Annotated in this window: 29 protein-coding genes, 1 pseudogene and 1 riboswitch; of the genes and pseudogenes, 22 read left to right on the top strand and 8 right to left on the bottom strand. The window is 31.6% G+C overall.

Features of this window, described 5'->3' with window-relative positions; translation table 11 throughout:
* Positions 1 to 24 precede the first annotated feature (24 nt).
* Positions 25 to 1,074 (bottom strand): glutamine-hydrolyzing carbamoyl-phosphate synthase small subunit, encoded by a 1,050-nt coding sequence (carA, locus tag JJD95_RS08415; protein ID WP_291642287.1) that lies wholly within the window; start codon positions 1,072 to 1,074, stop codon positions 25 to 27.
* A 380-nt stretch (positions 1,075 to 1,454) separates the two neighbouring features.
* On the opposite strand from carA, the gene argC reads away from it, so the two are divergent.
* From argC to JJD95_RS08395, 4 genes are read left to right on the top strand one after another with little or no spacing between them, the layout of a single operon-like run.
* Entirely contained in the window at positions 1,455 to 2,501 is a 1,047-nt protein-coding gene (argC, locus tag JJD95_RS08410) for an N-acetyl-gamma-glutamyl-phosphate reductase (protein WP_291642285.1), read from the top strand.
* A gap of 27 nt (positions 2,502 to 2,528) precedes the next feature.
* Positions 2,529 to 3,746, top strand: coding sequence for a bifunctional ornithine acetyltransferase/N-acetylglutamate synthase (gene argJ / locus JJD95_RS08405; protein WP_291642283.1), 1,218 nt, complete (start codon positions 2,529 to 2,531; stop codon positions 3,744 to 3,746).
* Positions 3,747 to 3,768: 22 nt separating this feature from the next.
* Positions 3,769 to 4,635, top strand: coding sequence for an acetylglutamate kinase (gene argB, locus JJD95_RS08400; protein WP_291642330.1), 867 nt, complete (start codon positions 3,769 to 3,771; stop codon positions 4,633 to 4,635).
* A 35-nt stretch (positions 4,636 to 4,670) separates the two neighbouring features.
* The gene (locus JJD95_RS08395; RefSeq protein WP_291642281.1) at positions 4,671 to 5,855 is read left to right on the top strand and encodes an aspartate aminotransferase family protein; all 1,185 of its coding nucleotides are present in this window, start codon (positions 4,671 to 4,673) and stop codon (positions 5,853 to 5,855) included.
* A gap of 90 nt (positions 5,856 to 5,945) precedes the next feature.
* Here JJD95_RS08395 and thiC read toward each other — a convergent pair whose 3' ends face one another.
* A complete protein-coding gene (thiC, locus tag JJD95_RS08390; protein ID WP_291642279.1) occupies positions 5,946 to 7,256 on the bottom strand; it encodes a phosphomethylpyrimidine synthase ThiC in 1,311 nt (436 codons plus the stop codon).
* Between the two features lie 72 nt (positions 7,257 to 7,328).
* Positions 7,329 to 7,437: riboswitch (TPP riboswitch) on the bottom strand.
* Between the two features lie 155 nt (positions 7,438 to 7,592).
* Between thiC and JJD95_RS08385 the strand changes: the two are divergent.
* The 15 genes and pseudogenes from JJD95_RS08385 to JJD95_RS08315 form a co-directional block, all read left to right on the top strand.
* Positions 7,593 to 7,715, top strand: a pseudogene (locus tag JJD95_RS08385) (pyridoxal 5'-phosphate synthase lyase subunit PdxS); the annotation flags it as partial.
* Positions 7,716 to 7,857: 142 nt separating this feature from the next.
* Positions 7,858 to 9,126: an ATP phosphoribosyltransferase regulatory subunit gene (locus tag JJD95_RS08380; RefSeq protein WP_291642276.1), complete on the top strand. Its 1,269-nt coding sequence runs from the start codon at positions 7,858 to 7,860 to the stop codon at positions 9,124 to 9,126.
* 2 nt (positions 9,127 to 9,128) lie between these two features.
* Positions 9,129 to 9,779 (top strand): ATP phosphoribosyltransferase, encoded by a 651-nt coding sequence (hisG, locus tag JJD95_RS08375; protein WP_291642275.1) that lies wholly within the window; start codon positions 9,129 to 9,131, stop codon positions 9,777 to 9,779.
* A complete protein-coding gene (gene hisD / locus JJD95_RS08370) occupies positions 9,776 to 11,071 on the top strand; it encodes a histidinol dehydrogenase (protein WP_291642273.1) in 1,296 nt (431 codons plus the stop codon). Before hisG ends, hisD begins: the two co-directional genes overlap by 4 nt.
* On the top strand, positions 11,068 to 12,117 hold the full coding sequence (hisC, locus tag JJD95_RS08365; RefSeq protein ID WP_291642271.1) for a histidinol-phosphate transaminase: 1,050 nt from the start codon (positions 11,068 to 11,070) through the stop codon (positions 12,115 to 12,117). Before hisD ends, hisC begins: the two co-directional genes overlap by 4 nt.
* 60 nt (positions 12,118 to 12,177) lie before the next feature.
* Positions 12,178 to 12,762 (top strand): imidazoleglycerol-phosphate dehydratase HisB, encoded by a 585-nt coding sequence (gene hisB, locus JJD95_RS08360; protein WP_291642328.1) that lies wholly within the window; start codon positions 12,178 to 12,180, stop codon positions 12,760 to 12,762.
* Positions 12,763 to 12,775: 13 nt separating this feature from the next.
* Entirely contained in the window at positions 12,776 to 13,378 is a 603-nt protein-coding gene (gene hisH, locus JJD95_RS08355; RefSeq protein ID WP_291642270.1) for an imidazole glycerol phosphate synthase subunit HisH, read from the top strand.
* Complete coding sequence (gene hisA, locus JJD95_RS08350) at positions 13,378 to 14,094, top strand: 1-(5-phosphoribosyl)-5-[(5-phosphoribosylamino)methylideneamino]imidazole-4-carboxamide isomerase (protein WP_291642267.1); 717 nt, start codon at positions 13,378 to 13,380, stop codon at positions 14,092 to 14,094. The genes hisH and hisA overlap by 1 nt, the downstream gene beginning before the upstream one ends.
* Positions 14,095 to 14,096: 2 nt before the next feature.
* On the top strand, positions 14,097 to 14,858 hold the full coding sequence (gene hisF, locus JJD95_RS08345) for an imidazole glycerol phosphate synthase subunit HisF (RefSeq protein ID WP_291642265.1): 762 nt from the start codon (positions 14,097 to 14,099) through the stop codon (positions 14,856 to 14,858).
* Positions 14,859 to 14,868: 10 nt separating this feature from the next.
* Entirely contained in the window at positions 14,869 to 15,219 is a 351-nt protein-coding gene (gene hisI, locus JJD95_RS08340) for a phosphoribosyl-AMP cyclohydrolase (protein WP_291642263.1), read from the top strand.
* A gap of 21 nt (positions 15,220 to 15,240) precedes the next feature.
* The gene (hisE, locus tag JJD95_RS08335) at positions 15,241 to 15,576 is read left to right on the top strand and encodes a phosphoribosyl-ATP diphosphatase (RefSeq protein ID WP_291642261.1); all 336 of its coding nucleotides are present in this window, start codon (positions 15,241 to 15,243) and stop codon (positions 15,574 to 15,576) included.
* Positions 15,577 to 15,758: 182 nt separating this feature from the next.
* Entirely contained in the window at positions 15,759 to 17,639 is a 1,881-nt protein-coding gene (htpG, locus tag JJD95_RS08330) for a molecular chaperone HtpG (protein WP_291642259.1), read from the top strand.
* A 221-nt stretch (positions 17,640 to 17,860) separates the two neighbouring features.
* Positions 17,861 to 18,253 (top strand): hemerythrin family protein, encoded by a 393-nt coding sequence (locus JJD95_RS08325; RefSeq protein WP_291642257.1) that lies wholly within the window; start codon positions 17,861 to 17,863, stop codon positions 18,251 to 18,253.
* Positions 18,254 to 18,280: 27 nt separating this feature from the next.
* A complete protein-coding gene (locus JJD95_RS08320) occupies positions 18,281 to 19,030 on the top strand; it encodes a GGDEF domain-containing protein (RefSeq protein ID WP_291642255.1) in 750 nt (249 codons plus the stop codon).
* A 22-nt stretch (positions 19,031 to 19,052) separates the two neighbouring features.
* Positions 19,053 to 19,835, top strand: a complete 783-nt coding sequence (locus JJD95_RS08315; RefSeq protein WP_291642252.1) for a Cof-type HAD-IIB family hydrolase — start codon at positions 19,053 to 19,055, stop codon at positions 19,833 to 19,835.
* 158 nt (positions 19,836 to 19,993) lie between these two features.
* On the opposite strand, the gene JJD95_RS08310 is transcribed toward JJD95_RS08315, so the two are convergent.
* Complete coding sequence (locus JJD95_RS08310) at positions 19,994 to 20,323, bottom strand: helix-turn-helix domain-containing protein (protein ID WP_291642250.1); 330 nt, start codon at positions 20,321 to 20,323, stop codon at positions 19,994 to 19,996.
* A 242-nt stretch (positions 20,324 to 20,565) separates the two neighbouring features.
* Here JJD95_RS08310 and JJD95_RS08305 point away from each other — a divergent pair, with 242 nt between their 5' ends.
* From JJD95_RS08305 to JJD95_RS08295, 3 genes are all read left to right on the top strand, one after another.
* Positions 20,566 to 20,850 carry a putative quinol monooxygenase gene (locus JJD95_RS08305; RefSeq protein WP_291642248.1) on the top strand — a complete coding sequence of 95 codons (285 nt, stop codon included), beginning with the start codon at positions 20,566 to 20,568 and terminating at the stop codon, positions 20,848 to 20,850.
* 65 nt (positions 20,851 to 20,915) lie between these two features.
* Complete coding sequence (locus JJD95_RS08300; RefSeq protein ID WP_291642246.1) at positions 20,916 to 21,551, top strand: flavodoxin family protein; 636 nt, start codon at positions 20,916 to 20,918, stop codon at positions 21,549 to 21,551.
* A gap of 71 nt (positions 21,552 to 21,622) precedes the next feature.
* Positions 21,623 to 21,757 carry a hypothetical protein gene (locus JJD95_RS08295; protein ID WP_291642244.1) on the top strand — a complete coding sequence of 45 codons (135 nt, stop codon included), beginning with the start codon at positions 21,623 to 21,625 and terminating at the stop codon, positions 21,755 to 21,757.
* A gap of 35 nt (positions 21,758 to 21,792) precedes the next feature.
* Here the strand turns inward: JJD95_RS08295 and hydE are convergent, their stop codons facing one another.
* From hydE to JJD95_RS08270, 5 genes are all read right to left on the bottom strand, one after another.
* Positions 21,793 to 22,848 (bottom strand): [FeFe] hydrogenase H-cluster radical SAM maturase HydE, encoded by a 1,056-nt coding sequence (gene hydE / locus JJD95_RS08290; protein WP_291642242.1) that lies wholly within the window; start codon positions 22,846 to 22,848, stop codon positions 21,793 to 21,795.
* Between the two features lie 119 nt (positions 22,849 to 22,967).
* The gene (locus tag JJD95_RS08285; protein ID WP_291642240.1) at positions 22,968 to 23,630 is read right to left on the bottom strand and encodes a hypothetical protein; all 663 of its coding nucleotides are present in this window, start codon (positions 23,628 to 23,630) and stop codon (positions 22,968 to 22,970) included.
* A 167-nt stretch (positions 23,631 to 23,797) separates the two neighbouring features.
* Positions 23,798 to 23,935, bottom strand: a complete 138-nt coding sequence (locus JJD95_RS08280) for a hypothetical protein (RefSeq protein WP_291642238.1) — start codon at positions 23,933 to 23,935, stop codon at positions 23,798 to 23,800.
* 144 nt (positions 23,936 to 24,079) lie between these two features.
* Positions 24,080 to 24,748 (bottom strand): ABC-2 transporter permease, encoded by a 669-nt coding sequence (locus JJD95_RS08275; RefSeq protein ID WP_291642236.1) that lies wholly within the window; start codon positions 24,746 to 24,748, stop codon positions 24,080 to 24,082.
* Positions 24,748 to 25,608 (bottom strand): ABC transporter ATP-binding protein, encoded by an 861-nt coding sequence (locus JJD95_RS08270; protein ID WP_291642234.1) that lies wholly within the window; start codon positions 25,606 to 25,608, stop codon positions 24,748 to 24,750. The genes JJD95_RS08275 and JJD95_RS08270 overlap by 1 nt, the downstream gene beginning before the upstream one ends.
* Between the last annotated feature and the right edge of the window lie 160 nt (positions 25,609 to 25,768).

Below are 25,768 nucleotides of genomic sequence, written 5' to 3'. Positions count from 1 at the left end.
TTTAAATAAGTGAAAAGTGTCAATTTAGTCGCATAACTCAAGAAATTTATTGAAAATATTATTAGCATCATTTGGACCGGGACTGGCTTCTGGATGGAATTGAACGCTAAAAATAGGTAATGTTTTATGCCTCATTCCTTCTATTGTTCCATCATTTACACTAATATGAGTTTTAATAGTATTTAGTGGTAAATCTTTTACTACATAACCGTGATTTTGTAGAGTTATGTATACTTTGTTTTCTTCTATATCCTTTACAGGGTGATTTGAACCCCTGTGACCAAACTTCAATTTTTCGGTGGTTCCGCCAAGACTTAATGCTAAGAGCTGGTGGCCCAGGCAAATACCGGAAAGAGGCTTAACTCCTATTAACTCTTTTATAGTATCAATTACTTTTTCTAAATCCTCTGGGTCCCCAGGTCCGTTAGATAAAAATATTAAATCCGGATTTTCTTTTAATATTTTATCAGCATTTGTATTAGCTGGAAATATAGTTATTTTACATCCTCTTTTTTTAAAGCACCGAAGTATATTTTCTTTTACACCAAAATCCATAATGGCTACATGTTTGCCAGTGCCCTCTATAACACGTATTTTTTTTGCAGTAACTGAGTTTACAGCATCTCGATTATTAAAGGTTTTAAATTTTTCTTTTATTTCTTCCTTAGTTAATTCTTTTAAAGCAATGATGCCCTTCATTGTACCGCTATTTCTAAGTGTTTTAGTTAAAGCTCTTGTATCAATTCCCTCAAGGCCTATAATATGATTTTGCTTTAAGTAACTTTGTAAATCCATCTCGCACCTGAAGTTGCTAGGGCTATCACATTTCTCTCTAACAATAAATCCACTCACTTTTGGTGCTTCTGATTCCATATCCTCTAGATTTATTCCGTAATTGCCTATAAGAGGGTAAGTCATAGTTACAATTTGGCCATAATACGATGGATCAGTTAACACTTCTTCATATCCTGTCATTCCGGTGTTAAATACTACTTCTCCGACGCTTTCTTCCAAGTATCCAAAAGGTATTCCTTCAAAAATAATTCCGTTTTCTAATATTAGTTTTGCTTGCATCTTGCTGCCTCCTTAGTAAAAATAAAATGATAAAGTTCAATTTAGTAAAATAATTCAAATTTATTAAACAACAAAATAATAATTTTGTATTTATACAATGATGTGTATATTTATACATAATACTTTATAAACAAAGATTTGTCAATATGAAATCTCACCTATAATTAAGAAGAGATTTATTCTGATGTTTTCCTGATTATCAGTGGGGTATATAGCACAAACGGTTAAATAGGTAAAAACTTAGTTTGTGATAAAAACAAAGGTAACTATAAAATAGATACAATACAACAACCAATAAAAATATATTTTTAGAATTTTATGTTGCATATTTATTCAATTTAATGTATAATTAATTAAAATGAAACAAAGGGGATGAATATATGATAAAGGTTGGAATTGTGGGAGCAACAGGATATGCAGGAGTAGAACTTTTACGATTACTACTCCAGCATCCTGAAGTTAAAGTAACAGAAATTGTATCACACTCATTTGAAGATAAAAATATCAGTGAAATATATGAGAATTTCAATGAAAATTGTGATTTAATATGTAGTAGTTTAACAGAATTTATTAAAACTGGTATTAAAAAATGTGATTTGGTTTTTGCTGCTTTACCACATGGATTAAGTGAAGATATAGCTTTTGAATGTGATAAACAGGGAATTGTTTTTATAGACATAGGAGCAGATTTTAGGCTGGAGGATGAAGAAGCCTACAAAAAATGGTATGGCCTAAGTTATAAACACAAAATATTACATAATAAAGCTCAATATGGATTACCTGAACTCTATAGAGAACAAATAAAGCAGTCGAAAATTATTGCGAATCCTGGCTGTTATCCAACCAGTATTATTTTAGCGCTGGTTCCTGCTTTAAGAAAAAAACTAATTAGTTTAAGTTCAATAATTATTGATGCAAAGTCGGGTCTTACTGGAGCTGGAAGAGAACTTTCCTCTGCTAGTCATTATATAGAGTGTAATGAAAGCATGAAAGCTTATAAAATCGGATGCCATAGACATACACCTGAAATAGAACAGGAACTATCAAAAGCTGCAAAAGCTGCAATATTAGTAAATTTTACGCCTCATTTACTTCCTATAAATAGGGGGATATTGTCCACTATATATTGCGATTTAGAGGTTCCGATTACTTTAGAAGAATTAATAGAGCTTTATAGAGATTTTTACGCTGAGGAGAAATTTGTAAGAGTACTGGATATAGGTAAGAGTGTAGAAATAAAAAATGTTAGAGGATCAAATTATTGTGACATAAGTCTTAATATAGATACTAGAACCAATAGACTTATTATTAATTCTACAATTGATAATATGGTTAAAGGTGCTGCAGGGCAAGCAATTCAAAATATGAACTTGATTTTTGGTTTCGCAGAAGATTTGGGATTATGTTATATCCCTATGGTATTTTAGAAAAAAATTGAATGGAGATGGGTTAAAATGAAAATTATTAATGGTGGAATAACTGCACCAATTGGATTTGTTGCAGCTGGTATACATTGTGGATTAAAAAAGAATATAAAAAAGAAAGACTTAGCGGTTATATATTCACAAAAAATATGTACTGCCGCTGGAGTCTATACTACAAATAAGGTTAAGGGAGCCCCGTTAATAGTAACAATGGAGCATTTAGAAAATTTAAAGGCCCAAGCAGTAATTGTTAATAGCGGGAATGCAAATACTTGTACTGGTTTAGTAGGATATGAAAATGCAAGAAAAATGGCTCGACTTACTGCTGACAGTTTAAATATTAAGGCAGAGGACGTAATTGTTGCATCCACAGGAGTTATAGGTGCTCACCTTAATATGGAATTCTTAGAAAAAGGTATACCTGAGGTTTGCATGAGCATTAGTAAGCAAGGGTATATTGATGCAAGAGAAGCAATTAAGACAACAGATACTGTTAAAAAGGATATAGGTATTGAGATTGATATAGCTGGTAAAAAAGTAACTATAGGCGCAATGGCTAAAGGATCTGGCATGATTCATCCTAATATGGCTACCATGTTAGCATTCATAACTACGGATTTAGATATTGATGAAACCCTGCTAGCAGAGGCACTAAAGGAGAGTGTAAGTAAAACTTACAATATGATAAGTGTTGATGGGGATACAAGTACAAATGATATGACGGTGATCCTTGCAAATGGAATGGCAGAGAATACAAAGATAATTGAAAAAGATATTAATTACAAAATATTTTTAGATGCACTCCAATTTTTAAATACAGAACTTGCTAAAAAAATTGCTAAAGATGGTGAAGGAGCTACGAAGCTTTTAGAAACAATTGTTATGGGAGCCGCAACTTACGAACAAGGCGCAAAGGTAGCAAAGGCTATTATCGCTTCAAGTCTTGTTAAAACTGCCATGTTTGGTGCAGATGCAAACTGGGGTAGAATTTTATGTGCAATAGGTTATTGTGGAGAAGATATAAATCCGGATATTGTTTCAATAAGCTTCGAAAGTGATAAAGGATATATTAAGGTATATGAAAATAGTCAACCATTAGATTTTTCAGAAGAAAAAGCCAAGGAAATACTTTTAGAAAATGAAATACAAATTATTGTAGAACTTAATAAGGGTAGTTTTGAAGCAGTTGCATGGGGCTGCGATTTGAGTTATGAATATGTAAGAATCAATGGAGATTATCGAAGCTAAAGAGCAGAGGGGTGTAATCAAAATGGTTATTAGAGACAAAGTTAAGGCAGACATATTAATTCAAGCTCTTCCATATATTCAGACACACTTTGGGAAAACTATTGTAGTTAAATATGGTGGGAATGCAATGATAAATGAAACCTTAAAGGAAATGGTAATAAATGATTTAATTCTTTTAAGTTGTATAGGTATAAAAGTAGTAGTAGTTCATGGTGGGGGACCACAGATAAACAAATATTTAGGTAAGTTCGGTAAGAAATGTGAGTTTGTTAATGGGCTGAGGGTAACGGATGATGAGACTATGGAAGTTGTCCAGATGGTACTTGATGGTAAAATTAACAAAGAAATTGTTGCACTTATTGATAAAAATGGTGGGAAAGCTGTTGGAATAAGCGGGGTTGATGCTGGACTTCTAAAAGCAAAAAAGAAAGTGTACAAAGGTGATGTAGACTTAGGTTTTGTAGGAGAAGTAACATCCGTAGATGAAATGGTACTTATTAATTGTTTGAAAGAGGGCTATATACCAGTGGTATCTACAGTGGCTCTTGGGGAGGATGATTATAAACCTTATAATATAAATGCGGATTATGCTGCTTCTAAAATAGCTGGAAAGTTAAAGGCTGAGAAGCTTATACTTCTTACAGATGTACCAGGAGTTTTAAGAGACTTCGAAGATGAAACAAGTCTAATATCTGAAATAGATATTAGAGATATCCCTGTACTAAAAAAAGAAGGAATTATAAAAGGCGGAATGATTCCTAAAATTGAATGTTGCAAGCAAGCTATAGAAGATGGTGTGAAAAGAACACATATTATTGATGGAAGAGTTCCTCATTCCATTCTACTTGAAATGTTTTTAGACAAAGGAATTGGAACAATGATAAATTAAATATTCTAAAAAATATATAGGAAAGGGTGATTAAAATGAATACTTCTTTAGAAATTGAAAAAGAACAAAAATATTTAATGCAAAATTATGGTAGATTTCCTGTTGTAATTGAGAGGGGCAATGGCTGTAAATTATATGATGTAGATGGCAAAGAATATATTGATATGACTGGAGGTATAGGGGTTAGTTGCCTTGGATATAACAATGAAGGGATAAAAAATGCACTTCATGAACAAATAGATAAGATAATTCACACATCAAATATTTTTTATAATCCGACTACTATAGAACTTGCAAAACAGCTAACACAACTTACAAAGATGTCTAAAGTTTTTTTTGCAAATTCTGGCGCAGAAGCAAATGAATGTGCAATAAAAATAGCTAGAAAGTATGGGTTTGATAACTATAATGGAAAGAAAAATAAAATTATTACATTAAAAGAATCTTTTCACGGTAGAACAATCACTACACTTACAGCTACTGGACAAGATAAATATCATAAATACTTTCATCCTTTTACAGAGGGTTTTAAATATGTAGAAATGAACAATATAGATGAAATGAAGGAAGCACTTGATGATACCGTGTGTGCTGTAATGTTAGAAGCTATTCAGGGTGAAGGAGGGATTCGCCCTATGAACAAAGAGTTTGCAAAACAAGTGGAAAAACTATGTATGCAAACAGACACCCTACTTATTTTTGATGAGGTCCAATCTGGTATTGGTAGAACTGGTAAATTCTTTGCTTATGAATCTTTAGATGTAAAACCTGACATTGTAACTATAGCAAAAGGCTTGGGCGCAGGAGTTCCTGTAGGGGCTGTTCTTTGTAATTCTAAAACGGGAAATGTGTTTAACAAAGGTGATCACGGGAGCACCTTTGGTGGTAGTCCGATGGCAGCAGCGGCGGCAATTGAAGTATTAAAAGTGATTTCAAAAGATTGTTTTTTAGAAGAGGTTGCGAAAAAAGGGGCGTATATAACTGAAAAGCTTAAAAATATGAACACTGATAAGATTAAAGAAGTCAGAGGGTCAGGACTTATGATTGGTGTAGAATTAAACTGCAAGGTAAAAGAAATACTCAATTTATGTATACAAAAAGGTGTTCTTTTTTTAAGCGCAGGGGATTATGTTGTAAGAATGCTACCTCCACTTATAATAACCTATGAGGAAATAGATATAGCGCTGCAAACTTTAGAAGAATCAATAAATTGTATTTAGTATCTTAACAAAAGGGTAGTCAGAGTTGAAGAAAACTCGGACTACCTTTTTAATAGAGAAAAAATAAAAAATACTACTAAGAAATAAATATTAATCCTCTCTTAATATATTGAGATCTTTACCTTGCATTATCTTATTCATAGTTCTCATAGAACACATTTTACCACACATAGTACAGCTATCCGCATTATCTGGCGTGGATTCTTTTCTATATCTTTTAGCTTTTTCTGGATCGATTGCAAGTTCAAACATTCTCTTCCAATTAAGATTTTGCCTTGCTGTGCTCATTTCATTATCCCAGTCGCGACTACCGGTCACGTTTTTAGCTATATCCCCAGCGTGAGCTGCAATCTTTGCAGCAATAATACCTTCACGTACATCGGAAACATTAGGAAGTCTTAAATGTTCTGCTGGCGTTACATAGCAAAGGAAATCAGCTCCATAGCTTGCAGCCAAGGCACCACCAATGGCACTGGTAATATGATCATAGCCTGGAGCAATATCTGTAACTATGGGTCCTAAAATATAAAAAGGTGCACCATGACATAATTTCTTTGCAAGAAGCACATTCGCATGAATTTCATTTATTGCCATGTGACCTGGACCCTCTATTATAACTTGTACATTTTTTTTCCAAGCTCTTGTGGTTAATTCACCAAGCACCATTAATTCATGAATTTGACAAGCGTCAGTAGCATCATTAATAGAGCCAGGTCTACAGGCATCTCCAAGGCTTATAGTTAAATCATATTTCTGACATATATCTAATATTTCATCGAAATGTTCATAAAAAGGATTTTCCTTTTGGTTTAATTCCATCCAAGCGTATAAAAGAGAACCTCCTCTTGATACTATATGAGTTAATCTCTCATTTCTTTTAAACACATTTGAAGTAGCAATGTTTAAACCAGCATGAATTGTTACAAAGTCAACTCCATCTTTCGCATGTTTTTCTACTACATCTATAAATTCCTTAGCTGTAATGTCCTGTAATTCTTTATCGTAAAAACCTAAGGCATCATAGATTGGAACAGTACCTATCATAGCAGTGGAGTCAGATATAAGCCTTTTTCTGAATTCCTCAGTTTTACCAAAGGAACTTAAATCCATTACAGCTTCAGCTTTCATATCTATGGATAATTGTACTTTTTTCATTTCCTCATCAATATCACAGCAATCCTTAGAAATACCTAGATTTACATTGATTTTTGTTTTTAATCCTTCTCCAACTCCTTCAGGGCTTAGTACTTTATGATTTTTATTAGCAGGTATTGCTACTACACCTCTTGAAATTTTTTCTCTTAGAACTTCTGCAGGCATATTTTCCTTTTGTGCTACTATTTCCATCTCTTTTGTTATAATACCTTTTTTTGCAGCATCCATTTGAGTTGTATACATCATTTTAAAATCCCCTTTTATTTATATTATTTTCAAATAAAAAAAATGCAAGCCCATAGAGAGCTTGCAACAAAAAAACCGTTGTAAAAAAACTCCCTACGTTGGAATTACCCAAATCAGGTTATGAGGGTCAGAGATAACGTCTCTTTCTCAGCTCATAATACGAGCTCCCCTTGTTTAATTTATTTAATTATTATTTCGACCTTAGTATAGTTGTAAAATTCTTTTATGTAAAGCTTTTTTAATTAATTATTTCACTTGAAGTGCATGGGTACATTTTTATTCGATATAAATATATGTTAAGATTTGTCCTATAAATAATGTTTAGGGAGGTTTTTTATGGAAAGATATGAACTTAATAATAATTTGGCTCAAATGTTAAAAGGCGGAGTAATTATGGACGTGGTGAATGTTGAACAGGCAATAATTGCGGAAAGGGCCGGAGCTTGCGCGGTAATGGCCAAAGGTAGGTTAGGTTTATTTTCATAAGATCGATTATTAAGGAAATTAGTTGTTGACTTCCATAAAAAAAAATGGTATTATCTTATAAAGTCACAGTAGTAAAGTGTTAACGTGGTAAAGTAAGTGTCTAAGGAGTGAAATTATGAATAATTGGAAAACCCATATACCAGAAGGATCAAGAGATATCATTTTTGAGGATTGTAGTAATAAAATAGAGATTGTAAATAAACTTAGGAAATTATATATAAATAGTGGTTATTTAGAAGTACTATCCCCTACATTAGAATTTTATGATGTTTTTCAAGGAGATACCACATCTATTGAACAGGAAAAAATGTATAAGCTTTTTGATAATGTAGGAAGAATATTGGTGTTAAGACCAGATATGACAACGCCAATAGCAAGAATTGCGGCAACAAAGCTTAAAGATTCATTATATCCACTGCGAATATGTTACAGCGGAAATATATTTAGGGTGAATGAAAATTGGGATGGAAAAATAAGCGAAGTCACCCAATCAGGAATAGAAATATTAGGAAGTGAAAGCCAAAAGTCAGACGCAGAAGTAATTATAACAGCCATTCAGGCCCTTCTTGCTATAGGTGTAAAAAAATTCGAACTTGAAATTGGGCAAGCTGAGTTTTTTAAAGGTTTAATCGAGGATATAGAACTAGATAGTGATGAAATGGAAAGGTTAAGAGAACTAGTTGAAAGTAAGAATTTTGGAGCGCTACGAGAGTTTATAGAAGAAAAAGAATCAAGACTTGGCACGGATAACTTAGAAGCTCTAAAAAAATTACCAGAGCTATTCGGAGGCATTGAAATCCTCGCGAAGGCCAGAGGTTTAACAAAAAATAAAAGAGCTGTGGCAGCAATAGATACTATAGAGAAAATTTATGAAAGAATAGAAAGTGTAGGCCTGGGTGAATATATTTCAATTGATTTAGGAATGGTACAGCAGATTAATTATTATACAGGTATTATTTTTAGAGGATATAGTAGTAAAGTTGGAACTACTATCATTAGTGGAGGAAGATATGACAACTTAACCTCAAAGTTTGGTGTGTCGATGCCAGCAGTTGGGTTTGCCATAGATGTGGACAACATCCTATCTGTTCTTGAAAAACAGGGGAATAATAATGAGGGATTAAAGCAGAATTTTCTTATTCATTATGTTAATTCACAAGTAGGAAGTGCTTGCACTCTTGCATCACTGATTAGATCAAAAGGATTTGTTGCAGAGCTTGGCCTATTTGAAGAAAAAGAAAAGGCTTTAAATTATGGGCAGCAAAAGAATATAGATAAAATGATATGTATGTATGAAAATGAAAAAGTCCAAATAATAGATATTAAAAGCAAGAAAAGCGTAAGCGAGGATTTAGAGAAATTTATTGTGAGTTTGGAGGAATAAAGATGAAAGCAATTCGTATAGCATTAACAAAAGGAAGACTGGAAAAGTACGCTATTAAAATGTTTGAAGATATTGGAGTAGATTGTACGGAATTACGAAACAAGGGAAGAAAATTAATCCTAAAGGATGAGAAAAATAATATAGAATTTGTGCTAGTGAAATCTACAGATGTTTTGACCTACGTAGAACACGGGGCTGCCGATATAGGAATTGTTGGCAAAGATACTTTAATGGAGCAAAATAAAGATTATTATGAAGTTGTAGATTTAAAAGTTGGGAAATGTATGTTCGCCGTGGCGGCTCTACCAAGTTTTACAAGCTATGATGGGTACAATCGCAAAAAGATTGCTACTAAATATCCTACTGTGGCAAAAGAATATTTCAAGAAAAATAATGAAGATGTAGAAATTATAAAACTTGATGGATCGGTAGAACTTGCTCCTATATTAAAATTATCAGATGCAATTGTAGATTTGGTTGAAACTGGAGATACACTAAAGGAAAATGGACTTATTATAATAGAAAAAATCTGTGATATTAGTGCAAGAATGATTGTAAATAGAGCAAGTATGAAAATGAAAAAAGAAAAAATAAGTAAATTAATATTGAAGGTTCAAGAATATGTAGATAAAAATGAGGTGTCAGTATTATGATAAAAATTATAAGAGCAAATAGCAGCGTGGGAAAAGAACACATGGAAACCATAAAAAAACGAACTGAAGATGTACAAAAGGATGTAAATATTATAGTGGATAAAATTATAGAGGATGTAAAAAGTAGAGGCGATGATGCCATAATAGAATACACACAAAAATTTGATAGTAAATTCATTAAAGCGGAAAACCTCATTGTTTCAACGGAAGAAATTAAAAATGCTTATAAAATGGTAGATAAAGATTTTATAGATGCAATTAACCTGGCAAAGAAAAATGTGACACTGTTCCATGAAAAACAAATAAGAAACCCCTTTATGATGACAAAAGAAAAAGGAGTTATTTTAGGACAAACAGTGAGAGGCGTAGAAAGTGCAGGTATATATGTACCAGGTGGTACAGCGGTATATCCGTCCTCGGTTATTATGAATGCAATTCCAGCAAAGGTGGCAGGGGTTGAAAATCTAGTAATGGTGACACCGCCACTATCAGATGGAAGTATTAACCCACATATTTTAGTAGCAGCAGACATAGCAGGGGTAGACAAGATTTATAAAGTAGGTGGTGCACAAGCAATAGCTGGTCTTGCTTTTGGAACAGAAATTATTTCTAAGGTAGATAAAATAGTAGGGCCAGGAAACATATATGTAGCTATGGCCAAAAGAAGCGTATTTGGATATGTAGATATAGATATGATAGCAGGCCCTAGTGAAATACTAATTATTGCAGATGATACTGCAAATGAAAAATTTATTGCTGCAGATTTAATGTCTCAAGCAGAACATGATGTACTTGCATCAGCAATGCTAATAACAACATCTAAAGATCTTGCAGACAAGGTAGTAAGTGAACTTGAAATACAGATACAAACTATGAGTCGAAAAAACATTATTAAAGAGTCTCTATCAAAATATGGAATAATATTAATTGTTGATAATATAAATGAGGCTATAGTACTAGCTAATAAAATTGCACCAGAACATCTTGAAGTTTTAGTTGAAAGTCCTTTTGATTTATTAGGGAATATAAAAAATGCAGGTTCTATATTTTTAGGTGAGTATTCCCCAGAACCACTAGGAGATTATGTTGCAGGACCCAATCATGTTCTTCCAACTGGAGGCACTGCAAGATTCTTTTCTCCATTATCTGTAGATGATTTCATAAAAAAATCAAGTTATATATACTATACAAAGGAAGCTTTAGGTGAGGTCAAGGATAAGGTAATAAAACTTACAGAGGTTGAAGGGCTAACAGCTCATGGAAATTCTATAAAAGTGAGGTTTGAAAAATGATACAGGATTTATTTAGAAGTGATTTAAATGATTTTAAAGCTTATGAACCAGGTAAAACTAATTATAAAGTAAGGTTAGATGCCAATGAAAATTTCAGTAACTTTTCTCCAGATATAAGGGCTAAGATAGGGGGGGCAATAGAGGAATCTATTTTTAATAGATACCCTGATCCAGCTGCCTTGGAGGTATGTGATCACTATGCACAGTATGCAAATGTAAATGGTATAAATGTAATGGCAGGGAATGGCTCAGATGAATGCATACAAATCATTACAAATACTTTCTTAAATACTGGTGATAAGGTAGCAATGCCAAGTCCGGATTTTTCAATGTATGCACTATATACTAAAGTTGCAGGTGGAATACCAATTGAGTTTCCGCTGGACGATGAGTTGAAATTGGATGTAGAGGGTTTTATTTCTATGGCTAATGAAGAAAAGGTTAAAATTTTATTTTTATCCAATCCTAATAATCCTACTGGAGGAGTTATTTCAAGAGAGAATATTATTAAAATAATTGAGGAATGTAAATGTATTGTAGTTATTGATGAAGCTTATTATGAATTTTACGGAAAAAGTGTGACGGATTTAACTTCTGAGTATGAAAATTTAATTGTACTTAGAACTTGTTCTAAATTTGGACTTGCAGCAGTTAGGATAGGATTTTTAATTACTGGTAGGGTTCTAATGGAAGAAGTTAAAAAAGTGAAACCTCCTTATAATGTGAATGCAATTTCTCAGAGTATTACTTCTGTTATTTTAAAAGATTCGGATATAATATATAAAAATATAGAACGTATACTTATAGAGAAAAAATATTTATTACAAGGATTAAATAATATTCTTGGAATAAAAATATACAAATCGGAAGCTAATTTTATATTGATCCAGGTTGAAGATGCACAAAAAATTAAAGAAAAACTTTTAGATCTCAGTATAAATGTGAGAAGTTATGGGTCTGGTAGATTGGAAAATTGTTTAAGAATAACAGTTGGTAGCAGAGAAGAAAACCGAAAATTATTAGACAATATTTCCCAGGAAAAGTAATGAATATATATGGTTAAATATATTTATATTTTGTAAATTAAGGGAGTGAGATACGTGATTATAAGAGAATCGAAAATTTTGAGAGAAAGTAAAGAAACAAAAATAGATTTAAGTCTAAATTTAGATGGATCTGGAAAATATGAAGGAGATACAGGTATAGGTTTTTTTGATCATATGTTATGTCTTTTTGCAAAACAAGGACTTTTGGATTTATATGTAAAGGTACAAGGGGATATAAATGTAGATTCTCATCATACGATTGAAGATGTAGGAATAGTACTAGGAAATGCTATTAAAGAAGCTATGAAGGGGAAAGAGGGTATTAAGAGATATGGAACTAGTTTTGTACCCATGGATGAAACACTTGCTACAGTTTCCTTAGATCTTAGTGGTAGAGCGTTCCTTGTATTTGAAGGAAACTTTACTGTAGATAGACTTGGAAGCTTTGATACAGAAATGGTAGAAGAATTTTTCAGAGCTGTTGCAGCTAATGCAGGAATTACGCTTCATGCAAGAGTTATTTATGGGAAAAATAATCATCATATGGTGGAGGCGCTGTTCAAAGCTTTTGGAAAAGCTTTAAGTGAAGCTCTTACCTATGATGCTCGGATAAAAGGAGCATTATCTACAAAAGGATTTTTATAAGGAGGGGAATATTATGATAGCTATAGTGGATTATGGTGTGGGAAATTTAAAAAGTGTTCAAAATGCGCTCAAAACGCTTAATATTCCTTCTATAATATCTTCAGATAATGAAGAAATAGCAAATAGTAGAAGCATTATTGTTCCAGGTGTGGGTGCTTTTCCAGATGCAATGAAAAATATGAAGGCTAGAGGTCTTGATAAGGTAATAATATCCGCAGCAAAGCAGGGCAAGCCGATACTTGGTATATGTCTTGGCATGCAGCTCTTTTTCGAGAAAAGTTACGAACTTGAAATATGCCAGGGGTTTGGTTTTTTTAAGGGGAATATTGTGAAGTTAGAAGGTTCTATAAAAATTCCACATATGGGATGGAATAGTCTATCTTTTGAAAAAAATACTCCATTACTAAACGGTGTAGTGGAAAATAATTATGTATATTTTGTTCATTCTTATTATGCGAAGGTCCATGAGGAAGGTATAGTAAATGCATATAGTACCTATGAAAAGAAAATACCTGCAATTGTAAGCAAGGGTAATATATTTGGTATGCAGTTCCATCCAGAGAAAAGCGGGGAAGCTGGGATGAAACTGCTCGAAAACTTTGGGAGGCTAGTATAATGAAGATATTTCCAGCTATAGACTTAAAAAACGGGAAATGTGTTAGACTATATCAGGGTGAATTTAATTCTGCTAAGGTTGTAGCAGAAGACCCTTTGCAAACAGCACTGAAATTTGCAAGCCAGGGCGCGGAATATCTACATATGGTAGATTTGGATGGAGCATTAACTGGAACTATTGAAAATCTAAATAGTATAAACAAAATTATAAGGGACGCAAAGATTCCTATTCAGCTAGGTGGAGGAATAAGGAGTTTGGATACCATTGATATGCTAATTGAAAAAGGGCTTAGTAGAGTAATACTTGGTACTGCAGCTTTGAATAATCCATCTCTTGTAAAAGAGGCTCTTAAAAAATATGGAGATAAAATTGCAGTTGGTATCGACGCAAGGGATGGATATGTAGCGGTGGAAGGTTGGAAGACCAGTAGCAAAATAGAATATATAGATTTTGCAAAACAAATGGAATCTCTAGGAGTAAAAACTATTATATTTACAGATATAAGTAGGGATGGAACTTTGACGGGACCTAATTTTTTCGCCACAGCTAAAATGAATGATATGGTGTCATGTAATATTATTGCCTCAGGTGGTATGAAATGTATTGAGGATATAAAAAGACTTGTGAAGATGAATATGTATGGAGCCATTATTGGGAAAGCACTTTATAGTGGAAATATGTCACTAGAAGATGCAATCTATGAGGGGAGTCGATAAAGATGCTTACTAAAAGAATCATTCCTTGTCTGGATGTAACTATGGGCAGGGTAATGAAAGGAATCAACTTTATAAATTTAACAGATGTAGGTGACCCTGTAGAAATTGCTGAGTTTTATAACAGTGAAGGTGCAGATGAAATAGTTTTTTTAGATATAACAGCTACTCATGAAGGAAGAAAAACCATGCTTGATGTGGTGAAAAGGACTGCTGAAAAAGTATTTATCCCTCTCACGGTAGGTGGAGGAATTAAAACTATAGAAGATTTTAAAGAAACCCTTCGGGCTGGAGCAGATAAAATATCTGTAAACTCAGCAGCAATTAGAAATCCTCAGCTTATATCAGAGGCGGCAGCAAAATTTGGAAGCCAATGCGTAGTAGTTGCTATAGATGGTAAGAAGAATAAGGATGGACTCGGATGGAATGTTGTTATAAATGGTGGAAGAATAGATACAGGTTTAGATGCTGTAGAATGGGCTAAAACTGTAGAAAAACTAGGGGCAGGGGAAATACTCTTAACTAGTATGGATTACGATGGAACAAAAAAAGGATATGATATAGAATTCCTAAATGCAATTACGGGAAGTATAAATATTCCTGTGATTGCGTCAGGTGGTTGTGGTAAACTTGAGGACTTTTATGAGGTTTTTGCGAAAAGTGGAGCAGATGCGGCTCTAGCAGCTTCACTATTTCATTACAAAGAATTATCTATAAGAGAAGTAAAACAGTATCTTAAAAATAGTGGTGTAGAGATTAGAATTTAATAAAAAACGAATGAAATGTGGTGGGTTTGTGGATATAAATGAGATTCAATTTAACAATGGATTATTACCTGCAATAGTGCAGGATTATAAAAGTGGAAAGGTTTTAATGCTTGCGTATATGAACGAAGAATCGCTTAAAAGGACTATGGCTACGGGAACAACTTGGTTTTGGAGCAGATCTAGAAATAGGTTCTGGAACAAAGGTGAATCCTCAGGACATTTTCAATTTGTTAAGAGTATAAGTATTGATTGTGATGCAGATACAATTCTTATTAAGGCAGAACAAAAGGGTGTAGCTTGCCATACAGGAAATGAAAGTTGTTTTTACAGAGAAATTTGGAATGGTAAAACAGGAAAATAAATTAGAAAAGGGGTTAATAAAATGAGTGAAAATAATGTAGTAAAGGAACTTTATAAAATTATTGAAGAAAGAAAAGAAAATCCTATACAAGGATCTTACACAAGTTATCTTTTTGAAGAGGGCTTGGATAAAATCTTAAAAAAAATAGGCGAGGAAAGTGCAGAAGTTATAATTAGTTCTAAGAACGATGATCAGAAAGAAATTGTTTTAGAAATATCTGATTTATTCTACCACACCTTAGTACTTATGGCACTAAAGGGCGTTAAAGTAGAAGATATTGTGGAAGAGCTTGAAACAAGGAGAAAAAAGATAGGTAATAAAAAACAAAGCAGAGAAGATATTGCAGGAATACACTAAGGTAAAAATTAGACTGACATATAAATGTCAGTCTTTTATTATTATAAAAACAAAGGAAGAATAAATATTGGGTTGACAAATTATAAAAAATGGTGTATTTTAATAGTATATTTAGCACTCATACACATAGAGTGCTAACAAAAATAAATATAAAGTTATAAGCACGAAAGGGGAAATTTTAATTGGAAAAGAAACAGTTTAAAACAGAATCAAAGAGGCTTCTGGATATGATGGTAAATTCAATATATACTCATAGAGATATTTTTTTAAGAGAACTTGTCTCTAATGCTAGTGATGCTATTGATAAAATTTATTATAAAACATTAACAGATGAAACATTAACTTTTGATAAGGATAACTACTTTATTACAATAGCTAATGATAAAGAAACTAGAACGTTAACAATATCTGATACAGGTATTGGTATGACTAAAGATGAGCTTAGTGATAACCTTGGAGTTATAGCTAAAAGTGGATCTTTAGCATTTAAAAAAGAAAATGATATAAAAGATGGATATGACATAATTGGCCAGTTTGGAGTTGGATTTTATTCTGCGTTTATGGTAGCAGATAATATCACAGTTATAAGTAGAGTGTTTGGTAGTGACGAGGCTTATAAGTGGGAATCTGATGGTGCAGAGGGTTATACTATAGAACCTTGTGAAAAAAGTTCAATTGGTACAGATATTATACTTAAAATAAAAGAAAACATAGAAGATGAAGACTTTGATAAGTACCTTGATGAAAACGGACTAACAACTATAATAAAAAAATACTCTGATTTTATTAGATACCCAATTAAAATGGATGTAAGTGAATCAAAATTAAAAGAGGGTAGTGAAACAGAGTACGAGGATTATAGTACTGAAAAAACTGTAAATAGCATGGTTCCTATATGGAAAAAAAATAAAAGTGAATTAACTAAGGAAGATTATGATAACTTTTATGCTGAAAAGCACTATGGATATGATAAACCAGCAAAACATATTCACATTAGTGTGGATGGAGCTTTAAGTTATAATGCAATATTATTTATTCCGGGAAAAATGCCTTATGATTTTTATACAAAAGAATATGAAAAAGGCTTAGAGCTATATTCGAGTAGCGTTTTAATAATGAATAAGTGTGCAGATTTATTGCCTGACTATTTTAGTTTTGTAAAAGGGATAGTGGATTCAGAAGATTTATCACTTAACATATCTAGAGAAGTATTGCAACATGATAGACAGCTTAAACTAATAGCTAAAAACATAAAAACTAAAATTAAGAATGAATTAGAAAGTTTACTTAAAAATGAAAGAGAAGTGTATGACGATTTCTATAAATCTTTCGGTAGACAATTAAAATTCGGAATTTATAGTGATTACGGCAGCAATAAAGAAGTCCTTCAAGACCTACTTATGTTTTATTCATCAAAAGAGAAAAAAATGGTAACTTTAGATGAATATGTTTCTAGAATGCCAGAAAGCCAAAAATATATTTATTATGCCGCTGGAGAATCTAACGAGAGAATTGAAAAATTACCACAAATTGAAATGGTATCAGATAGTGGATTTGAAATTCTATACTTTACAGATGATGTAGATGAATTTGCTATAAGAATGTTAATGGCATATAAAGAGAAAGAGTTTAAATCTGTATCAAGCGGTGACTTAGGTATAGAAGAAGAGAAAAAAGACGACACTGAAATCAAAGATGAAAAAGAAAGTAAAGAATTATTTGAGCATATGAATAAGGTTTTATCAGGTAAGGTTAAGGATGTTAGAGCATCCAAAAGACTTAAAAACTACCCTGTATGTCTTTCAAATGAGGGTGACCTTACAATAGAAATGGAAAAAATATTAAATTCTATGCCTAACAATGAGAATGTAAAAGCTGACAAGGTTTTAGAAATTAATATAAATCATGAAATGTTTACAGCACTAAAAGATTCGTTTGAAAAAGATAAGGTTAAGTTTGATTTATATACTAATATATTATATAGTCAGGCATTACTTATCGAAGGGTTACCTGTTGCTGACCCAGTAGAGTTTACAAACAATGTATGTAAGATAATGATTTAAGTAAAATACATTTTAATTAAAATTAAATTATTTTTATGAGCTGTGAATGGATTCATTTACAGCTCATTTTCGTTATGATTATTTAATATTAATTATCATAAATTTAAGATATGAGTAAATCTGTGAAGAGGAATCACTTATACACTTAAAGAAGCAGTATCTATAATTAAAACTTAGTGATATTGTGAAATGATATGATTTAACGAGGGAGAGATTAATAAATGTTTGAGATGATAGATAAATATAAAACAGGTATTGTACATATTGATGCAGAGCATGCAAAGCTTTTTGAAATAGGTGAAAGAGCTTATCAATTACTTAAAAATTCATATAATATTGATAAATATGATAAAATAGTAGATGTAATTGAAGAATTAAAAGAGTATACAAGTTATCATTTTAAGGATGAAGAAGATTATATGGAGAGTATAAATTACAAAAGATTATTTACTCAAAAAATGGACCATATATATTTTATTAAAAGACTAGATGAAGTAAACTTGAATAAAGTTGATGAAAACCAAGATGAGGCTATAATGGGAATATTAACTTTTTTAAATGATTGGTTGATTAATCATATATTAAAAAAAGACCTACTTATACCAGTAAAATAACAAATGAATTAAAATGGGGGGCTTTTGGTGGAATTACGGAAAATAATTGTTCTTTTATTTGTTTTAGTACTCCTTTTTTATACGATAAGATTATCAATTTTCACAAAACGAAGTCAGAAATCTAAAACATATACATTTGCTGTATTAATTGGAGGAATTAGCTTAATTGCTATTGGCACTTTTTTAGATATGATTGTCTATATGATGAGTTATGAAATTATATATATATTAATAAAAATCTGCTTTACTCTAGGCGCAGGTATCTATATATTAGGTGTGATATTATGGAGTAATTACACCCAAGAAATAATTAAGCAGTTAGAGGGATTTTTATTGACTGACTTTATGACGGGTGTATTAAATAGAAATGGAATAGAAAAGATTTACAACATGCATATTAAAGCAAAGAATTCTTTTTATGTTATTGTTTGTGACCTTGATGGAACAAAGATAATTAATGATGGCCTGGGTCATTTAGTTGGAGACGATTATATTACTAGTACTACTAAAATAATGACAGATATAATAGGGTTAAAAGGTCACATTGCTAGAATTGGTGGAGATGAATTTATAATTATTATAGAATATATAGATGTTTTAAAGTTACAACAAATCATTTCAAAAATAAAACAAGCTGTCTATGAAATTTTACCTGAAAAAAATAGTGGAGTAAGTTCTGGTTACTCATCATTTCCTGATGATGGAGTTACATTTGAAGAATTAATAAAAGTAGCAGATAAAAAAATGTATGATGATAAAAAAAGTAAAAAAATATGAATTTTACAAAAGGAGGATGTAAATGATTAAACTTATTGCTACTGACATGGATGGTACGCTATTAAATGATAATGGCAAAATAAATGAAAAAACATTTGATTTGATACATGATTTTAATGAGAAAGATATAAAATTTGCGGCGGCTAGTGGTAGATTTTACTCTCAACTTAACAAAAACTTCGAAAAGGTAAATACGGATATGATATTCATTGCTCATAATGGGGCTCTTGTTAAGTATAACAACAATCGTGAGACACTGTATTCAAACAGTATTGATAAAAAACAAATAGATGAGGTAATAAACTTAAATCCAAAGCTAGGAGAAGAATTATTTTTAGCCGCAGAAAATGATGCATATGCAATAAATCCATCAGAGGATATGCGCAGGCAATTTACATTTTCTCAGGTTCCAGTAGTAATGGTAAAATCTTTAAATGAAATAAAAAAACCCATATATAAGATTACTTATTTCATGGCTGATGGCATAAATCCAGCTATTGTTGAATATTTGAATAAAAATTTAAATGATGAACTTGAATTTGTTGTATCTGGAGACAAGTGGATAGATATAATGAATAAAGGCATAAGCAAGGGAAATGCTATAAAAATACTTCAAGAAAAATTCAATATAAATCAAAATGAAACCATGGTCTTTGGGGATTATTATAATGATTTGACTATGTTTAAAGCAGCTCACCATAGTTACGCAATGATGAATGCTCCAGAAGATGTGAAAACTCATGCTAATTTTGTTGCTGAAAGCAATAATGATGATGGAGTCTATAATATAATAGCTGCGTTATAAAGATAGGATTTACAAGAAAATATTAATAAATTTGCACAGTTAATAAACAATGTTTAAGTTAAGGCTTGGTGGAATTAGATGAAGAAAATATTTAAAAAATATAGCCTTTCTAAATTAAATAGGAGAGGCTATATTTTTTAAACTGTGTCTATTGGTAATTAATTTTCATTAGGAAAATATGCAATTGACCAATTTTGTATCATTTCTAATGCTGGGAAAAGGTCTTTTCCTATTTCGGTTAGTAGAAACTCCACTTTAGGTGGAACTTCAGCATAGACTATTTTTCTAATTAAACCATCTCGTTCTAATTCTCGTAATTTTTCATTAAGAACTTTTTGGCTAACACCACAGGTTATTCTCTGAAGTTCTAGAAATCTCTTTGGGCCATCATTTAGATGACATAAGATAACTGCTTTCCATTTGCCGCGAATTAATTCCATACCGAGATCTATATTACACACATATTTTTTACCATTATAGCTAATCATTTGTACACCCACCTATTAAAAAAATATAAATTAAACATCTTACTATGTTTAATTATATACTACTCAAGTTATAGAATCAATTGTCTTAGAAAACAATCTGTTCTAGAACATAGTAAATTCAACAATTCATACCTTTTGGTAGGTTATCTTACATAAAAGTGCGTACTTGTTCTATACTTTTTTAAGGCGTATACTTCAAGTAGAAATGTTGAACTTAACAAGTATAAAGGAGTTGAATTTAAATGATTACTATAGTTGCAAAAAACACAATAAAGCAATCAAAAATTGTAGAGTTTAAGAAATTAGCTGGAAAACTTATAAATGAAAGCAGAAAAGAAATAGGATGCTTATCTTATAACTTATATGAGGATTCTAATAATTGTAATATATTAACCTTCATAGAAGAATGGAAAAGTGAAGAGGCCATTAAACTTCATAATAACTCGGAACATTTTACCAGTATTGTTCCTCAATTTGTTGAACTTAAAGAAAGCCAGTCACAGATTAATCTATATAAAAAGATATAACAAACTACATGTAATTTTGTACATAGATATGATTGCTCTAAATAAATTAAAAGGTAGGTAAGAAAATGAAAGTTGTAGCTTTTAACGGAAGTCCAAATAAAGAAGGAAACACTTATCAGGCGATAAAACTAGTTGCAAATGAGCTTGAAAAAGAGGGAATAGAAACGGAAATTATTCACGTAGGGAATAAGTCTATTAGAGGATGTATTGCCTGTAACCAGTGTGTAAAAAACCAAAATGAACAATGTGTGCTCCCAGGTGATGAGGTTAATGGATGGATACAAAAAATGAAAGAGGCAGATGGAATTATTTTAGGATCACCTGTGCATTTCTCAGCAATGGGAGGGACTATGAAATCATTTTTAGATAGGGCATTTTATGTTGTAGGTGTTAATGGTGGAATCTTAAGACATAAGGTTGGTACATCTGTTGTCGCTGTTAGACGTGCTGGTGGAATTCCAACATTTAATCAGCTAAACAATTATATTAATTATGCTGAAATGTTAATGCCAACTTCTAATTACTGGAGTGTTATTAATGGTACAACACCAGGAGAGGCGCTTCTAGATAAAGAGGGCGTACAAATAATGAGAGTGCTAGGAAATAATATGGTATGGCTTATGAAACTAGTAGAAAACGGAAAAGGAAAGGTAGAAGAACCAGAAAACGAAAGCAAAATAATGATGAATTTTATTCGTTAATATATTAAATACAAGTATAGAATAAAAACTAGTCTTCTAGGATAATATAATCCTAGAAAGGGGAGTTTTTAATGCCTAATAAAGCTACAAAGATGAATATACAGCATGATTTAAATAAGAGACATAATAAGCCTGGAATTGTTGATGCTGAAAATGAGCCCGTTAATAATAAACCAATAAAAGAAGCTAAAAAAACATTCCGGTAAAAAAAGAGCCTTAGGCTCTTTTTTTTATTGTTAAATCATTTATTAGAATTGATATTAGATGATCTATCTCCTCTAAAACCATAATTAGTTGAAACTGTTCTTCCTATACTAGTAATTTTTCCAGTTATACAACCACGACAATGAGCGGGAGTATCTCCAGTACATATTTTACCAGGATATAGAGCATATTGTTTCCTATATTCACCTTCGGTAACATTTGGCATAACTACATTGGCACCACTTTGAAGGGCCATGAGCCTTCCGTTTTTATTTAAGGACTCCATAGCCGTTGTAGCAGGTATGTTAATGTCAGGTAACAGTAAACGTGTTATGGCCATAACTTTAAGGGCCATTGTCAACTCCTTACCATTTGCATTAGCAAGTGGGGTGTCCTCATTTGGAATAAAAGGTCCTATGCCTAACATGTCAGCATTTATTTCTTTAAAAAATAAGATGTCATCCGCATAGGATTCAATAGTTTGGGTGGGAAGACCAACCATAACACCTGTCCCAACTTCAAAACCTAATTCCTTCAAATTCTTTAAGCAATTTAATCTGTTATCGTGGCTCATACCTGGATCTAGCTTCTCATAAAGGGTTTTATCCGTTGTTTCAATTCGGAGAAGATATCTATCAGCGCCAGCTTCTCTATAAGCTTTATATTCTTCATAAGTTTTTTCGCCTATGCTTAAAGTTAGAGCTAAATCTAAAGCTTTAATTCCCTTTATTATTCTAATAACTTTATCAGTGGTGTAATAATCATCTTCTCCGCCTTGAAGTACTATGGTTTTATATCCAAAGGACTTAGCTTTAGTTGCAAAGTCTAAAATTTGTTCTTCTGTAAGTCTGTATCTAATTATATTTTTATTTTCATATCTGAGTCCGCAGTAAAGACAATTTCTTTTACATATGTTGGTGAATTCGATAAGACCTCTAAGATGAACATCATCACCTAAATATTTTTTTCTAACTTCATTAGCTGCATTAAATATTTCTTGGTTTACATTATTGGTACTTAAAAGCAAAACGATTTCATCTTTGCTTAGTATATGATCTGTTTTAGCCTTGTTTATAATTTCTAGTAATTCCATCTTAAGGATCCCCTCCAGTATTTACTCTTTAGTGCTAAGACTATCATAATATTTAAAAAAATATATGTAAAGATAAAACACAAAATAAATTAATGCACTAGTAAATTATCTGTCCGCAATTAAAGTGGGGTGCTAGTTTTATTTCTAAAATGTGTTGTATATGTTTCATGCAATGTTTCATGATTAATTTTTGTTGGATCAAACTTTAATAATTTGAAAGTAACTTGGACACAAAAGCCTATTATAAATGCAGATATAATTGTTCCAATACCAATCATACCGCCAAGTTTCCATCCTATAAACACCGCTATAAGTTCAATCGAACCACGACATATTCCTACTGACAGACCTGTTTTTCGAATAAGTGCCACCATTAAACTGTCTCTAGGACCTGCACCAAAGGAAGAACCAATGTAAAAGTATGTAGCTAAAGCAATTATAAACAATCCTATAATCATCATTACGATTCCTAAAGAGAGGTTGCTGGCCAGCGGTATTATATTTAATGCAAGAATCATATCCAAAAATACCCCAATAAGAATCATATTTAAAATGGTGCCAAGTCCCAATTTTTCGCCAAGCAATACTGATATTACGCCAATAACTACTCCAGTTACAATTGAAGCGGTTCCGATACTCATACCTACCATTTTTGAAAACCCAACATGGAAAACATCCCACGGAGCGTAGCCTATATTGGCATTCATTGTAACAACAATTCCAAGTGCATATAAGAAAAGTCCACATATTAATCGCAGCATACGGATACAAAATTGTTTCATAAATAAAATCCCCCCTTATTAATAATAAATCTATTATAACAGTTATTATAAATTTAATTATTAATCCTGCCTAAATAAATAGTTAGGTATAATAAAACAGTACTGAGGATTAATAAAAATAAAATTGGCTTATCAATTATGACAAGCCAATAAAAGTTCTCATTTTGTTATAACTCAGTGTCTTCTCTGTTAATGGAAGATAGTATTACCCATACAAGAATTGGTGAAATCGCAAGAACTAAAAATACCATACCATATATATTTCCGAGTATACTAAGTGCTGCTGATAAACCCCAAAGGAACATAGTATAACTCATTTTGTAGCTATGGAAATTGCTGTTTATATTGTTTAAGAATTTATTTTTTCTTATTTAAAACACCTCCAATCTAATTTATTTAATAAATTTTTTATAATATAAAATTTGCTAATAGTATTAAATAGTAAGAGTTTAAAACTCCTTATTATTATAAATGTGTATAGAGATCATTAGTGAAATTAAGAATATAATTAATCCTATTACTAGTGCTAATGAATTTTGTGTAAAACTAGATGTGGTATTTATAAAATAATGAATTTTTTGCACGAAAATATTATTTGGATTTGAACTAGCATATTCAATAGCTGTCGCTGGTAGAAAAACAATTAACATAACTAGTAAAACATTAAAGAAATTCATTTTAATAAACCCAAATCTAAAATAAAAAGGGAAAAATATGGAGCTAAATATACATACAGACGCTAAAACTAAAACAATATGCAATAATGAAATTGAACTATCGAACATTGAAAGACCAGTAAGTTTTCCTAAGAATCCAACCAATATAGAATAAACAAGGCCTAGAGTTGCAAATACGAATATTGAAATATATTTTGATATAACAATATCATCTCTTTTAACTGGTAAACTATTTATTATAATTTCACTTTTATTCTTTTCATCGTATTTTGCAGCAAAGCTTATGAACATATAGGTTGTAGCCATGGGTGGCAACACATATAAAGCGAATCCATTCAGATTCATTGAAAAAAAAGCAATTGGTGCAAAAACAGCATAAAGAAAAGTGTATAGCAAGGTCTTTTTCTGTATTGCTATGTCCTTTACTACTAAATTAAACACTAAACATTCCCCCTAACTGTATACACCATAATATCTTCAAGTGAGGCTTTCTCAATAATGCCGTTACCTTTAAATATTTTTCTGGCTTTGTTAATATCCCTTGTTAGAGCCTCGAATCCAAAATCAGTTTCTTTTATGCTTACAAATTCGCGTCTAGTATCATTATCTAAAAGGTCTTTACCACCTTTTACTAAACCGTAATTTTCAACAATTTCATCTTTAGTTTGCGTAAAAACTAATTTGCCTTTATTGATAAAAGTAATATAATCAGCTATTTTTTCAAGGTCCGTAGTTATATGAGTTGAAAAGAAAATACTTACATTTTCATCTTGAATTATGCTATATAAAATTTCTAATAGTTCACTTCTGAACACGGGGTCGAGTCCCGATGTTGGCTCATCCATTATAATTAGCTCTGCATTATGACAAAGGGCTAAAGCTAGTGAAAGTTTCATTTTCATTCCTTTTGATAGGGTTTTAATTTTATTCTTTTTAGGTAACTCAAATTCTTTTATATATTTTTCAAACAAGGTGTCGTTCCAGTTTTTATAGAAAGGTCGAATAATATTTTTCATTTCTATGATATTTAATTCTTCATAGAAATAATTTTCGTCATAAACAAACCCGATTTTTTGCTTGATTTCTTTATCATGTTTGGAATTGTCCATTCCGAAAATATTTATGTTTCCACTATTCTTTTTTATAAGATTCATTATAAGTTTTATGGTGGTACTCTTGCCTGAACCATTTGGACCTATAAATCCCATTACAGAGCCTCTCTCAACATTAAAAGTTAGATCATCTAAAGTAAAATCTTTATAGGACTTTCTTAAGTTTTTAACTTCTAGTATATTATCCATGTTTGTTCCCCCTTAATTAATTTGAGCTTTCACGGAAACTCATTAGCTCCTATGATTACTCATTTCTAGTATCATTAATTTTTGTTGATTCCCCCATTTTTTCTGCATAAAACGCTTGACAAGTCTGTAAAAATTTGAAAAATCCCTCCTAGAGACATGT

Source organism: Clostridium sp., from assembly GCF_016650035.1.
Classification (GTDB): domain Bacteria; phylum Bacillota; class Clostridia; order Clostridiales; family Clostridiaceae; genus Clostridium_AD.
Note: the sequence above shows the minus strand (reverse complement) of the source record. Positions and strands in the feature narration are given on the sequence as shown.